A 13,054-nucleotide genomic window follows, 5' to 3' on the forward strand; every position below is an offset into this window, starting at 1 on the left:
CGGGCCGGCTCAGCCCGCCAGGTCCGCCATCAGCTCGAACAGGTCGGACTTGCCCTCGAACCCGATGCCGGGCAGCTCGGGCAGCGTGACCTTCCCGTCGACGACCCGGGCCCCGTCGGGGAACCCGCCGAACGGCTGGAACAGGTCGGGGTAGGACTCGTTGCCTCCCAGGCCGAGCCCGGCCGCGATGCTCAGCGACATCTGGTGACCGCCGTGCGGGATGCAGCGCCGCGGGGACCAGTCGTGCTCGCGCAGCATCTCGAGGATGCGCAGGTACTCGACGAGCCCATAGCTCAGGGCACAGTCGAACTGCAGCCAGTCGCGGTCGCGTCGCATCCCGCCGTACCTGATGAGGTTGCGCGCGTCCTGGACGGAGAAGAGGTTCTCGCCCGTGGCCATCGGCCCCCGGTAGGCCTGGGCGAGCTGCGCCTGGAGCTCGAAGTCGAGCGGGTCCCCCGGCTCCTCGTACCAGAACAGGTCGTAGTCGCTCAGCGCCTCCCCGTACCGCAGCGCGGTCTCCAGGTCGAAGCGTCCGTTCGCGTCGACGGCGAGGGTGGCGCGCCCCGCGATGACCTCGTGGATGGCGTCGATCCGCCGCAGGTCGGTGTCCAGGTCGGCGCCGCCGATCTTCTTCTTCACGACGGTGTACCCGCGGTCGAGGTAGCCGCGCATCTCGTCCTGCAGCGCACGCAGGTCCTGACCGGGGTAGTAGTAGCCCCCGGCCGCGTAGACGAAGACGTCGCGGTCCGGCGTCCCGTCGCCGTACCGGTCGGCGAGGAGCTGGTAGAGCGGCACGCCGGCGATCTTGGCGACCGCGTCCCACACCGCCATGTCGATGGTCCCGACGGCGACGGACCGCTCACCGTGGCCGCCCGGCTTCTCGTTGGACATCATGGCGTCCCACACGGCCGACGGGTCGAGGTTCTCCCCGGTCTCGTCCACAAGCGAGGCGGGGTCGGCCTCGAGCACGCGGGGGATGAACCGCTCCCGCATCATCGAGCCCTGCCCGTACCGCCCGTTGGAGTTGAAGCCGAACCCGACGACCGGGCGGCCGTCGCGCACGACGTCGGTGACGACGGCGACGAGGCTCAGGGTCATCCTGCTGAAGTCGATGTAGGCGTTGCGGATGGGCGAGCTGATCGGGAACGTGCGCTCGCGGATCTCGACGATCCTCATGGATGGGCTTCCTCTCGGTGGGGACGGGCGTCCGGGGCGGGTGCGGGCGCGACGACGCCCGCCCCGCGCGGGACGTCGTCGTGCTCGGTCTCAGAGGCCCAGGACGGGCAGCCGGATGTACAGGAACTCGGCGAACAGGTAGTTGAAGACGACCAGGAGCACCACCGCGACGGCGACGTCGAGGACGACGCCCTTCCAGGTGGGGCGCTCCTTGCGCATGAGGAACGCGGTGAGGACGAAGAACACGATGCCGCCGACCACGTACCCCAGGAAGGGCAGCGAGAGCACCCAGCCCGAGAGCACCGCGACGGCGACGAGCAGCCGGAGCACCGGAAGCCGCTCGAGGTCCTGGTCGTCCCCACCGGAGACGTCCTTCCCCAGCAGGCCGAGGACCACGAGCACGAGTCCCAGCACGCCCAGGACGAGGATGATCGGGTCGGGGAAGGTCCCGCCGTACGGGGTCGTGTAGCTCCGCTGGCTCCAGAAGACGCCGGCGACGGCGACGATGAGGGCACCGACGAGGATGTTGACCTTGGACGAGGCCGTGAGAACGCGTGCCATGTCAGTCCCTTCCGCCTCGGTGCTCGGCCTGGCCACGGTCGGTGGTGGCCCCGTCGTGGTCGTTGGCAGCGTGAGCGTCGGACACCACCGTGTGGTCGTCGGCCAGTGCCGACGCCTTCTCCGCCTCGTGCGCCTCGGTCAGCTCGGACTCCAGGTCCGTGGCCGTCCCGCGCCTGCGCCGGATCCCCTGGATGACGGGCCACAGCAGCGTCAGGGCGGTCATCGCAATGAGCACGATGCTGATCGGGCGGGTGAAGAAGGACAGCCACGGGGTCGCGTCACCCTGGGAGGTGAGCAGGCCCTGGACGAGACCGGTCTCCGCGATCGTGCCGAGGATCAGTCCCAGCACGATCGGTGCGGAGCTGATCCCGACGAGCCCGAGGAGGTACGCCAGCACGCCGAGGACGAGCATGATGACGACGTCGACGACCGACGAGCGGACAGCGAACGCGCCGACGATGGTGAGCACCATGATCCCGGGCGCGAGGTAGCGGGCCGGCAGTGCGAGCACGCCGCGCTGCAGGCCGCGGCCGGCGATGAGCCCGACGGGCACCATCATGATTGCGGAGACCGCGAGCGCGACGATGAGGGTGCCGACGAGGTCGCCCGAGGTCTCGAAGAGCTCGGCGCCGGGGCGGAGCCCGTGCAGCAGCAGGACTCCGAGGATGATCGCGTCCGGCGGCGTGCCCGGCACACCGATCGTCAGCGTGGGGATGAGGCCGGCGCCGACGGTGGCGTTGTTCGCGGACTCGGCGGCGACGACGCCCTCGACCTCGCCCTTGCCGTAGTTCTCCTTGACCTTCGAGGCCCGCTTGGCCTCGCTGTAGGCGACGAGGTTGGCCACGCTGCCCCCGGCCCCGGGCAGGATGCCGACGACGGTGCCGATGACGGCCGAGCGGATGGCGTTGAACGGCTTGCCGACGGTCTGGCCGATCATCCGCCAGACGCTGTCGCGCTCCTTCGGTGCCAGCTCCATCTCCGCCTCGCGGCCCTTGCGGGCGATGAGCTTGATGACCTCGGGGATGGTGAAGAGGCCGACCATCGCCGGCACCAGCGGGACGCCACCCTGGAGCATCGGCTCGCCGAAGGTGAAGCGGACGTCGCCGCCGACGGGCGCGATCCCTACGGTCGCCAGGAGCAGTCCGATGGCACCGCCGATGACCCCCTTGAGGATCGAGCCGGTCGACATGCTGACGATGATCGTCAGACCGAAGATGGCGACCCAGAAGTACTCCTGGGGGCCGAACCGCAGCGAGAAGTCCGCCAGCGGCGGGGCGAGGAAGATGAGCGCGACGACGCCGACGATGCCGCCCACGAGCGAACCCATGGTGGCGGCGACGACCGCGAGCTCGCTCTTGCCCTTCTTCGTCATCTTGTAGCCCTCGAACGCGGTCGCGACGGACGACGGCGTGCCGGGGGCGTTGACGAGGATCGCGGTGAACGAGCCGCCGTAGATGGCCCCCATATAGAAGGCCCCGAGCAGGACCATCGCGTTCGTCGGGTCCATCGTGAACGTGAAGGGGACCAGGAGCGCCAGTCCCATCGTGGCGCTCAGTCCTGGCATGGCGCCGATCGCCATGCCGCCCGCCGCGCCGACGAGCACGAGGAGCAGCATGGACGGCGCGAGGTTCGCCAGGAGTCCCTGGCCGAGCATCTCCAGCATGGTCTCTGCTCTCAGCCGCCGGTGGTCAGAGCAGGCCGAGACGCTCGAACAGGTCGGTGTAGACCTCGCGGCGCTCGTCGATGAGCTCCCGGGCCTCGTCCGGCCCGATGTTCTCGAGCACGAACCCCTGCTGCTCGAACTGGGAGACGAGCTCCTCGTCCTCGTTGACCTCCTCGAAGGCAGCGACGAGCTGGTCGATGATCTCCTGCGGCGTCTCGGGCGGGACGGCGACACCACGGTAGGCGCCGTCGGCAAGGTCGACGTCGTTCTCGATGAAGGTCTCGTACTCCTCCCACTGCGGGAGGCGCTCCTCCGTCGCGACGGCGAGGACGCGGACCTGGTCGCCCAGCTGGTCGATCATCGGCGTGTAGGTCATGAGCGCGTCGACGTGGCCGCCGAGGAGCGCCGGGGTCGCCGCGCCGGTCCCCGAGAACGGGGTGTAGGTCGTCTCGATGCCCGCCTCGTCGTTGAGCAGGAGGGTGCCGACGTGGTTGGCGCTGTAGTCGCCCGACCCGCCGATCGACAGGGTGCCGGGGTTCGCCTGGGCCTCCTCGACGAAGTCCGCGAAGGTCTCGATCTCGCTGTCGGCGCTGACCATGAGCACGTTCGGCGTGCTCTGGAAGAAGTAGACGTGCTCGAGGTCGTCGGTCTCGTAGCCGGCGTCGTCGCGCATCATCGGCTGGAGGATGATGTGCGGGATGTTGTGGCCCATCACGGTGTAGCCGTCCGGCGCGGTGCGGGTGAGCTCGGACCACGCGAGCGCGCCGCCGCCGCCGGGCTGGTTGGAGACGGTGATGTCGACCCCGAGGGCCTCCGCCAGGGGGTTCTGCTGGAGGCGCGCGGTGATGTCGGACTCGCCGCCGGCGTCGAAGGCGACGACGTAGTCGATCGGCTGCTCGGGGTAGTCGGCGGCATCGCCGCCGCCACCGCCGCAGGCGGCCAGCAGGAGCGCGCCGGCCAGGAGCGGCGCCGCGGTCTTCGTCGGTCGGTTCATCTCTCGTCCTCCGTTGGATCGTGTCGTGCGAACCGGGTACGTGCGTCGTGCGCGCGGCGACGCGGTGGGCGCGTCGCCGCCGGATGGTCGGCCGGGGCGGCCCCGGCCGGCCGGTCAGCGGGCGGCGGTTCCTGCACCGGCCCGGGCGGTCGCGGCGTCGCCGGCGGAGCGCAGCTCGGCGAGCAGCGCGGACGTGACGTCGGCTGTGCCCGAGGTGCCGCCGAGGTCGGGGGTGAGCACCCCGGACCCCGTCACGGCGTCGACGGCGGCCCGCACCGCGTCGCCGGCGTCCGTCAGGCCGAGGTGGTCGAGCATGAGCGCACCGCTGAGCACCGCGCCGATGGGGTTGGCGACCCCGGTCCCGGCGATGTCGGGCGCCGACCCGTGGACCGGCTCGAACATCGACGGGAAGCGGCGGTCGGGGTCGAGGTTGGCGCTGCTGGCCAGCCCGAGGCTGCCGGCGAGCGCGCTGCCGAGGTCGGAGAGGATGTCGGCGTTGAGGTTGGAGGCGACGACCACCGAGAGCTCCTCGGGGCGCAGGACGAACTTCGCCGCCATCGCGTCGACGAGCACGCTCTCGGTCTCCACGTCCGGGTAGTCGGCGGCGACCCGGCGGAACACGTCGTCCCACAGGACCATGCCGTACTGCTGTGCGTTGGACTTGGTCACGCTCGCGACCTTCTTGCGGTCCCGCGTACGGGCGAGGTCGAACGCGAAGCGCATGATGCGCTCACAGCCGGACTCGGTGAACAGCGAGCTCTGCACGGCGACCTCGCCGCCGTCGCGGGCCGAGAAGTTCCGGCCCCCGATGCCCGCGTACTCCCCCTCGCTGTTCTCCCGGACCACGACCCAGTCCAGGGGCGTGGTGTCGGCCTTGCGCAAGGGGCTGGTGATCCCGGGGTGGAACACGACCGGCCGGACGTTCGCCCACTGGTCGAACCCCTGGCAGATGGCGAGCCGCAGGCCCCACAGGCTCACGTGGTCCGGGACGCCGGGCCAGCCGACGGCGCCGAAGTAGATCGCGTCGTGCTCCTTCAGGCGCTCGAGGCCGTCGGCCGCCATCATCGTGCCGTGCTCGGCGTAGTAGTCGGAGCCCCAGGGGTACTCGGTCCACGTCAGGTCCGCGTCCCCGCCGGTCGCGGCGACGGCCTCCTCGAGGACCTGCCGGCCGACCTCGACCACCTCACGCCCCACCCCGTCGGCAGGGATGACGGCAATGCTCAACGACTTCGTCACGACACGCTCCTGTGCGGCTGCGGCTGTGCGCTGCGTCCTCGCAGCGACCCGGCCAGTGAAGCGCGTGGCAGCGGAGCGCGTCCAAGACGAGTTGCGGATCATTCAGATAGGCAGCAGCTATCGTCCGAGCGAATCGTGGCCGTTCAGACCGGGCAGGATCGGCGCTCTGATAGGTCGCGCCTCGGTATCGTCCCGTCATGGACGCCCGACAGCTCGAGTACTTCCTCGCCGTGGTCGACGAGGGCGGGGTGCACCCGGCCGCCGAGAAGCTCTTCGTCGCGCAGCCGTCCGTGTCGCAGTCGATCAAGAACCTGGAGCGCAGCCTGGGGACGGACCTGTTCACGCGCACGGGCCGCTCGCTCCGGCTCACCGCCGCGGGCGAGGCGCTCGTCTCCCCCGCCCGGCAGGTGCTGCACTGGCTCGCGCTGTCGCGCGCCAACGTGGAGGCGGTCTCCGGGCTGCGCCAGGGGCGCCTCGTCATCACGACGATGCCGTCGCAGGCGGTCGACCCGCTCCCGGCGGTGCTCGACGCGTTCGCGCGCCGGTACCCGCTCGTCGAGATCGTCATCCGGGCGGCCGGCACGCCGTCGACGGTGAGCGCGCTCGTGCTGTCCGGGACCGTCGAGGTCGGGGTCGCGGCCACGACGACGCCGATGGACTCCGGCAGCCTCACCCTGGTGCCCGTCACCCACCAGGGCTTCATCGTCGTCGCCCCGCGCGACAGCAGCCTGCCCGCGGGCCGGGCGCTGACCTACGCCGACCTCGAGGGGCTCCGCCTCATCGCCGGCCAGGAGGGGACGGGGATGCGCAAGGTCGCCGACGAGGTCGTCGCCTCGAACCGCTCGACGGCCATCGTCATCGAGTCCGAGCACCGCGAGGCCATCCTCCCGATGGTGCTCGCGGGGACGGGGACCGCGATCATGGCCGAGGGCTGGCGCTCGCTCGCCCGCCACGCCGGCCTCCAGGTCAACGACCTGCGCACCGAGGTCGGGCTGACGGTGGTCGCCATGCACCGGTCGGGCGAGCTGAGCCCCGCCGCCTCGGCGTTCGTCGACGTCTTCCGGTCCGCCGGGTCGCTCTGAGCGGTCGGCGGAGAAAGACGCGACACACCCGTGGCTACCCTCGTAGCGTGAGCGGCATGACGCAGCACTAGAGGACGCGCACGGGACGAGGCCACGTGACGCGCGAGACGACACGGGAGCCGCCCCTGCTCCTCGACGTCGGGCATGCCTGCCCGACGGGGCGATCACCCACGACCGGGCGCTCGAGCACTGCCCGAGCACGCCCCTGACGCACGCACACCCGACGGGCGCTCCCGCGCGCCCACCACCGCGAAGGACACCCCATGCCCATCCCCAGCACCCTCGACCCACCCCTGATCGGCACCGCCGTCCGGGACGCCGGTGTCGACGAGCCGATCCTCGTGATCCGTAAGGAGCACGGCGCCACGGTCACCACCCCCGAGGTGCACGCGCCGACGGCCATCCCGCGCAGCGGAACCCTCGCCGTCGTCCGACGCCTCCTCGGCCACGACGTCGGCGACGATCTCGACGCGAGCACGGGCTACGAGCGCGCCGAGCTCGGCCGGCACCTGCTCGCCGCCGGACTCCTCCGGTGAGGCGGACGGGCCGCCGAGCGGGAGACTCGCACCCTCCTGGCTCGTCGGCACGCACGCGAAGGATCCCGAACCGTTCGGTTCGGGATCCTTCGTCGTCCGGGCGGTCACGGGGTCGGCCGACGCGATCTCGACCGCGCCGCCTCCCTGGTGGCCGCCGCCGTCAGGCGTTGCCCATCTCGGGCAGGAACGTGACGATGTCCGGCACGAGGATGAGGATCGCGACCACCACGATGTCCGCCACGATGAACGGAACGATCCCGCGGAAGACCCGCCCGAGCCCGGCCTCCGGCACGGAGCCGGCGTAGACGAAGGCGTTCATGCCGACCGGCGGCGTGATGAGGGCCATCTCGGCCACCTTGACCACGAGGATCCCGAGCCAGATGCCGTCGAACCCGTACTCGGTGAGGATCGGGTGCAGCAGCGGGGCCGCGACGAGGATCATCGACACGCCGTCGAGGAACATGCCCAGCGGAAGCAGGATGAGCAGGCACAGGACGAGCACCAGGTAGGGCGCGAGGTCGGCGGAGACCACGGCGTCCACCAGGGCGCTGCTCGCGCCGGACAGGGCGAGGAAGTAGGTGAACACCCCGGCCCCGGCCATGAGCAGGAACGTCATGGCGGTGAGCCCGACGGCCTCCGTCACCGACTCCTTGAGCACCGTCATCCACCGCGGCGGCCGCGTGCGGATCAGCAGGATGATCAGGGCCGCCGTCGCGCCGAAGGACGCCGCCTCGGTCGGGGTCGCGATACCGGCGTAGATCGAGCCGATGGAGACGAGGAAGATCACCGCGAGATAGGCGACCCCCGCCCGGTCGGGCCTGGCGACCGGCGCCGGCCGGGCGCCGTCCGTCCCGGCCACGTCCGTCCCGGCGCCGTCCGTGGCCGGACGCGCGGCCTCGCCGTCGGCCGCGGCACTCCCGGTGGACCCGCCGACGGCCGCCGCGGCGGCGGGGGCCCGGGCGGCTCGCCGCCGCTCGCGCACGACGAGGAGCACGATAGTGATCCCGTAGACGAGGATCGTCAGCAGGCCCGGTCCGATGCCGGCCAGCAGGAGCTGCCCGATGCTCTCCTCGGTGACGACCCCGTAGAGGACGAGGACGATCGACGGCGGGATGAGCACCCCCAGCGTGCCGCCCGCGCTCACCACTCCGGCGGCGAGCTTGATGCCGTGACCGGCCTTGACGATCGCGTCGGTGGAGACCCGGGCCATGGTCGCGACGGTGGCGACGCTCGACCCGGTGACCGCGGCGAACATGCCGGACCCGGCGAGCGAGGCCAGGGCCGACCCGCCCGGGAACCGGCCGAGCATGCGGGAGGCACCGTCGAAGCCCGCGGCGGCGAGCCGGCCGTGCACCGCGAAGACACCCATGAGCATGAACAGCGGGATGATCGTCAGCGAGTAGTCGGCCGAGGTGGAGAACGGCTGGCTGGCGACCGTGCTCACCGCGGCGTCGGTCGTGCGCAGCATGACGACGCCGACCATGCCGGCGAGCATGAGCGAGAGCCCGACGTGGAACCTGACGGCGAGCAGCGCCAGGAAGACGACCAGCACGGAGGCCAGTGCGAAGAGATTCTCGGCGCTCATCGCGCACCTCCGTCGGTGGTCGTGGTGGCGGTGGTCGTGGTGGTCTGCGCGGTGCCGAGCAGGCTCTCGTCGACCGTCTGGTCCGCCCACGAGGGGGCGAGCTCCTCGCCGCGGCGCAGCCGCCGGACGTCGAGCACCGTCGACCACACGGCCGTGACGAAGAACAGGGCGAAGGACACGACGAGCGCCAGCTTCGCCGGCCACGTGGGCAGGCGGAGGATGTCGTTGGTGGTCTCACCCCGGCCGTGGGCGCTGAGGAGCTGCTCGGTCAGGCCCCACGTGAGGACGGCGCCGAGCAGCACGAGGAGCACGCACCGCGTGAGCGCCATGGCCACCCGGGCGCCCTGCGGCAGCCGGGCGTCGACGAGGTCGACGTCGACGTGGCGGCCGTCGACCTGGGCGGCCGCGAGCCCGAGGAAGGCGACGCCGAGGAGCAGCATCGTCGAGATGTCGACCGTGCCCACGATCGACCGGTCGAACACGGACCGCCCGACGACGTCGGCGACCGTGAGCAGGGCGAGCACCAGGAGCAGCGCGCCGGCGAGGAGGCTGAGGACCTGGGCGAAGCCGGTGATCGGGCGGGGCAGGCGGGGCGCGGTCACGAGGCCTGCTCCATGCACTGGTGGAGGGGGTCGACGTAGGTGGACGTCGCGGTCTCCTCCTCGATGATCTGCCGGTAGGTGTCGAGCACGGCACCGGCGTCGTACCCGCGGTCGTCGTAACGGGCGATCCAGTCCTCGTCCGCCGCGGCGGACTCGCGCCAGGCGTCGACGTCCTCGTCCGGGAGGGACGAGAACTCGGTGTCGTTCGCCTGCAGGTCGGCGCACGCCTCGTCGCCGAGCACGCCCATCTCCTCCAGCCCCGTGTCGACGGCGTTCCCCGAGGCCGTGAGGATCGCGTCCTGGTACTCCGCCGGCATCGAGTCGAAGAGCTCCTCGTTGACGACGACGATCGAGGAGGCGTACACCCCGATGCCGGGGTCGAGGATGTGCGGCGTGACGTCGGACAGGCCGAACGTGGGCAGGCTGGCGAGGGCCAGCGACGTGTACCCGTCGATGACGCCGCGCTCCATCGACTCGTACACGTCGGTGGCGGTCATGGCGACGGGGTTGGCACCGGCCGCCAGCAGCACCTCGGCGGTGAGGCCACCGGCGCGGATGCTCCGGCCCGCGAGCTCGTCCAGGGACTCCACCGGTTCGTTGACACCGACGACCGCACTGGCGAGCGGGAGGGGGAAGAGCTGGCGGACGCCCTGCCGGTCGAAGTCCTCCCGGTAGATCGGGTCCTCCTCGTACATCCGCTCGATGGTGCGCATGTGCACCTCAGGGTTCTCCGTCTCGAACGGGAGCTCGACGACGGTGAACATCGACAGGTCGGAAGCGGCGTACAGCGATCCGACCTGCGCGAGGTCGGCCCGACCGTCGAGGGTGGCCTGGACCGACTCGTCGGCCCCGACCAGGCTCTCCGAGTAGTGGAACTCCACCCGGACTCCCCCGTCGGTGAGCTCCTCGACCTCGTCCGCCCACCGCTGGACGGTCAGGCTCTGGTCCGAGGTCGCGTTGGAGTAGGTCGTGTAGTGCAGGACGAACTCCTCGCCCTCCTCCGCGGAGGTGCCGCAGGCGGCGAGCCCGAGGCTTGCCGCCGTCGCGGCGCACGCGAGCGCCGCGACCGGCCGACGGTGCCGCGTGCGACCCGACGTCATCGCTCTCGTCGCGGGACGACGGCGTACCGGCGCAGCTCGAGCGCGGGGTTGACCGTGCGCACGTGGGCGAGCCGGTCCGGGTCGAGCTCGGCGACGGCGACGCCCGCGGCCTCGCCGACGCCCGCGACCGCGATTCCCATCGGGTCGAGGACGACGCTGTTGCCGGCGCCGGTCGGCGCGCACTGGTCGGCCGCGACCACGTAGGCGGTGTTCTCGATCGCCCGGGCACGCAGCAGCGTGTTCCAGTGGTACTCCTTGAGGGGGCCGGGAACCCACTCGGCCGGCAGCGCGAGGACGTCCGCCCCGGCGTCGACGAGGGTCCGGCTCACCTCGGGGAACCGGAGGTCGTAGCAGGTCTGCATCCCCACGGTGAAGCCGTCGACCTCGAGGAGCTGCGGCGCGGCGGGGCTCGCCGCGTCGACCCGGTCGGACTCCTTGTAGCCGAAGGCGTCGTAGAGGTGGACCTTGCGGTAGACGGCCGCGACCCGACCGCCCTGGAGCCCGACGAGCGTGTTGTGGATGCGGCCGTCCCCGGCGGGCTCGTTGACGCCGGCGACGATCGTCAGGTCGAGCTCGGCGCCCAGCTCGGCGAGCCTGCGCACGGTCGGCCCGTCGAGGGGCTCGGCGCTCTCGACGAACCGGTGGTCCATGGCCGGGACGGTGAAGACGGCGTACTCGGGGAGCACGACGAGCCGCGCGCCGCGGGCGGCGGCCGCACGGAGGTGCGTCTCGATCTCGGCCAGGTTGGCGTCCTTGTCGTTGCCGGGTGCGAGCTGCACCACGGCTGCCGTGAGCGTCATGTCAGGCGTCCTTCCCGCGCGACTCGATCTCGAGCAGCGCGTCCCTCGTCGTCGTGAAGCCGTTCAGCATGGCCCCGTACTGCATGACGGCCACGATCGTGTCCGCGTTCTCCTCGACCGCGAGTTCCTGCTCGGCGCGGCTCCAGGCGGGCAGGACCCACGGCTTGCCGGCGGCCTGCGCGGCCCTGGCGACGGTGCGGACGTCGTCGAGGTCCTCGGCCTGGACCGAGTAGGCCCCGCGGTCCCGGCGCAGCGAGAGGTCGGACGGGCCGACGAAGACGCCGTCGACGACGGGAAGGGCGAGGATGTCCTCGATCGCGTCGAACGCGGAGGCGTCCTCGATCATCGGGTAGCAGGCCGTGCCGGTGTCCTGGTCGCTCACCCACTGGTCGGTGAAGCCGCGGTAGGAGGAGGTCCGGCCGCCGGCGAAGGAGCGGTCTCCCAGCGGCGGGAACTTGGCGAAACCGCAGATCTCGGCCGCGTGCTCGGCGGACTCGATGTGCGGGATCGCGACGGCGTGCGCGCCGAAGTCCAGCGCCTGCTGGATGGGCCCGCGCTCGGGACCGAGCACCTTGGCGATCACGCGCATGCCGGTGGCCCGGATGAACGGGATCAGCGAGTCGAGCGCGGCGAGGTCGAACAGGCCGTGCTCGATGTCGAGCACGATCGTGTCGTACCCCGCGATGCGGGCCATCTCCACCGCGGCGGTGGACGGCTCGGTCAGCCAGACCGCGTGACGGGACTGCGTTCGGGAGTTCATCTTCCTCCTTCGTCGGAGGTGCCCGGAGAGCAGCGGTGGCCACCGGGAACCATGTGCACGCCATGTATACACGGCGTGCATCCGACGTGCAACGCTATGCTCTCGGGCATGAGTCGGACTGCGAGGAAGCCCGCGAAGGAGCCCCGACGTCGCTCCCCGCGTACCCGTCCGGCCGGCGACCGGGCCTACGACTGGATCGTCGAGGCCATCCTCACCGGCGAGTTCGCCGAGGGTGAGTTCGTCGAGGAGGTCGCGCTCGCGGAGCAGGTGGGGACGTCCCGGACCCCGGTGCGCGAGGCGCTCCAACGGCTCCAGGCCGAGCGGTACGTCGACCTGGTCCCCCGGCGCGGCGCGCAGGTGCGGATGGTCAACGCGCGGGAGATGGGCGAGATCTACCAGGCCCGCTTCGTGGTCGAGTCGCACGTGGTGGCGAACATCTGCGAGCGACGGCGCGGGGCTCCGCCCGAGCTGGGCGCGGTCGCGGACGAGATGGACCTAGCCGCCGCGGAGCTGCGCTGGCACGACTCGGCCCGACTGGACCAGGAGTTCCACCAGCAGCTCGTCCGGTGGAACGGCAACGACGTCCTCACCCAGATGTACGAGTCGCTCCGGTCGCGGCAGATCCGCCTCGCGCTGCGGACGATCACGACGGCGCCGCAGCGCTACGAGACGATCTCCCGCGAGCACCGCGAGCTCATCTCGGCCCTGGAGGACCACGACGCGGAGCGCGCCTCACGGCTGATCGCGGTCCACCTGCGCGAGGTGCCGGAGCTGGTGCAGGCCTTCGGAAGCTGACCAGCGGCGGGGTGGCCGGCGAGCGGCGGGGTGGCCGGCGAGCGCCCCGGGTGGGCCTGATACGGGCCTGACCCAGGTGCCTTGTCGGGAGGCGACGGCGGAGCGTCACACGCGGACCCCGCACGACGGCGACCCCGACCTCTCCGCGCCAGGGCAACGAGAAG

The 13,054-nt window shown here is 71.6% G+C and carries 13 protein-coding genes; 3 read left to right on the forward strand and 10 right to left on the reverse strand.

The annotated features are described in order from the left end of the window. Positions 1-9 precede the first annotated feature (9 nt). The 5 genes from ACZLKG_RS15360 to ACZLKG_RS15380 form a co-directional block, all read right to left on the reverse strand. Complete coding sequence (locus ACZLKG_RS15360; RefSeq protein WP_463649205.1) at positions 10-1,176, reverse strand: mandelate racemase/muconate lactonizing enzyme family protein; 1,167 nt, start codon at positions 1,174-1,176, stop codon at positions 10-12. Between the two features lie 90 nt (positions 1,177-1,266). Next, entirely contained in the window at positions 1,267-1,737 is a 471-nt protein-coding gene (locus tag ACZLKG_RS15365; RefSeq protein ID WP_463649206.1) for a tripartite tricarboxylate transporter TctB family protein, read from the reverse strand. Between the two features lies 1 nt (position 1,738). Beyond that, positions 1,739-3,400: a tripartite tricarboxylate transporter permease gene (locus ACZLKG_RS15370; RefSeq protein WP_463649207.1), complete on the reverse strand. Its 1,662-nt coding sequence runs from the start codon at positions 3,398-3,400 to the stop codon at positions 1,739-1,741. A 25-nt stretch (positions 3,401-3,425) separates the two neighbouring features. Next, positions 3,426-4,394: a tripartite tricarboxylate transporter substrate binding protein gene (locus ACZLKG_RS15375; protein WP_425708162.1), complete on the reverse strand. Its 969-nt coding sequence runs from the start codon at positions 4,392-4,394 to the stop codon at positions 3,426-3,428. Between the two features lie 114 nt (positions 4,395-4,508). Then, entirely contained in the window at positions 4,509-5,630 is a 1,122-nt protein-coding gene (locus ACZLKG_RS15380) for a tartrate dehydrogenase (RefSeq protein WP_463649208.1), read from the reverse strand. Between the two features lie 197 nt (positions 5,631-5,827). Between ACZLKG_RS15380 and ACZLKG_RS15385 the strand changes: the two genes are divergently transcribed. Both ACZLKG_RS15385 and ACZLKG_RS15390 read left to right on the forward strand, forming a co-directional pair. Continuing rightward, complete coding sequence (locus ACZLKG_RS15385) at positions 5,828-6,712, forward strand: LysR family transcriptional regulator (RefSeq protein ID WP_463649209.1); 885 nt, start codon at positions 5,828-5,830, stop codon at positions 6,710-6,712. A 263-nt stretch (positions 6,713-6,975) separates the two neighbouring features. Further along, entirely contained in the window at positions 6,976-7,248 is a 273-nt protein-coding gene (locus tag ACZLKG_RS15390) for a hypothetical protein (protein WP_425708165.1), read from the forward strand. Positions 7,249-7,408: 160 nt separating this feature from the next. On the opposite strand, the gene ACZLKG_RS15395 is transcribed toward ACZLKG_RS15390, so the two are convergent. The 5 genes from ACZLKG_RS15395 to ACZLKG_RS15415 are packed head-to-tail and all read right to left on the reverse strand — an operon-like array spanning position 7,409 to position 12,095. Then, the gene (locus ACZLKG_RS15395) at positions 7,409-8,833 is read right to left on the reverse strand and encodes a TRAP transporter large permease (protein ID WP_463649210.1); all 1,425 of its coding nucleotides are present in this window, start codon (positions 8,831-8,833) and stop codon (positions 7,409-7,411) included. After that, a complete protein-coding gene (locus ACZLKG_RS15400) occupies positions 8,830-9,435 on the reverse strand; it encodes a TRAP transporter small permease (RefSeq protein WP_463649211.1) in 606 nt (201 codons plus the stop codon). The genes ACZLKG_RS15395 and ACZLKG_RS15400 overlap by 4 nt, the downstream gene beginning before the upstream one ends. Then, on the reverse strand, positions 9,432-10,535 hold the full coding sequence (locus ACZLKG_RS15405; protein WP_463649212.1) for a C4-dicarboxylate TRAP transporter substrate-binding protein: 1,104 nt from the start codon (positions 10,533-10,535) through the stop codon (positions 9,432-9,434). Before ACZLKG_RS15405 ends, ACZLKG_RS15400 begins: the two co-directional genes overlap by 4 nt. Then, positions 10,532-11,335, reverse strand: coding sequence for a carbon-nitrogen hydrolase family protein (locus tag ACZLKG_RS15410; RefSeq protein WP_463649213.1), 804 nt, complete (start codon positions 11,333-11,335; stop codon positions 10,532-10,534). Before ACZLKG_RS15410 ends, ACZLKG_RS15405 begins: the two co-directional genes overlap by 4 nt. Before the next feature lies 1 nt (position 11,336). Beyond that, a complete protein-coding gene (locus ACZLKG_RS15415; protein WP_425708170.1) occupies positions 11,337-12,095 on the reverse strand; it encodes an HpcH/HpaI aldolase family protein in 759 nt (252 codons plus the stop codon). Positions 12,096-12,203: 108 nt separating this feature from the next. Between ACZLKG_RS15415 and ACZLKG_RS15420 the strand changes: the two genes are divergently transcribed. Then, complete coding sequence (locus ACZLKG_RS15420; RefSeq protein ID WP_463649214.1) at positions 12,204-12,890, forward strand: GntR family transcriptional regulator; 687 nt, start codon at positions 12,204-12,206, stop codon at positions 12,888-12,890. The last annotated feature ends 164 nt before the right edge of the window (positions 12,891-13,054 follow it).

The organism is Georgenia sp. Z2081, from assembly GCF_055326445.1.